Annotated in this window: 1 protein-coding gene; it reads left to right on the top strand. The window is 61.9% G+C overall.

Annotated elements, in window-relative coordinates; all coding sequences use genetic code 11:
- A partial coding sequence (locus ACRHNM_RS16485; RefSeq protein ID WP_431137718.1) for a thiamine pyrophosphate-dependent enzyme occupies window positions 1–333 on the top strand: 333 nt, incomplete at both ends.

The raw sequence follows: 333 nt of genomic DNA, 5'->3' as shown, positions 1-333 counted from the left end.
GCCTCGGGGTCGCTCGGGCAAGGCATGTCCGTGGCTATCGGCGCGGCCCTGGCCAAAAAACTCAACAAGGACAACCACCTGGTATACAGTCTCCACGGAGACGGGGAACTGCAGGAGGGCCAGAACTGGGAAGCCATCATGTACGCGGGCAGCAAGGGGGTGGACAACCTGATTTCGACCATCGACCGGAACGGCCAGCAGATTGACGGGCCCACCGAAGAGGTGATGCCCCTGGGCGATGTCTCCGTCAAACTCGAAGCCTTTGGTTGGGAGGTATTGGAACTCCCGGAGGGCAACGACCTGGAGGCCGTCCTCGCCTCCTTGAAGGAAGCC

Source organism: Psychroserpens mesophilus, from assembly GCF_050617655.1.
GTDB classification, from domain to species: Bacteria; Bacteroidota; Bacteroidia; order Flavobacteriales; family Flavobacteriaceae; genus Psychroserpens; species Psychroserpens mesophilus_A.
This window is presented reverse-complemented; position numbering and strand designations above follow the sequence as displayed.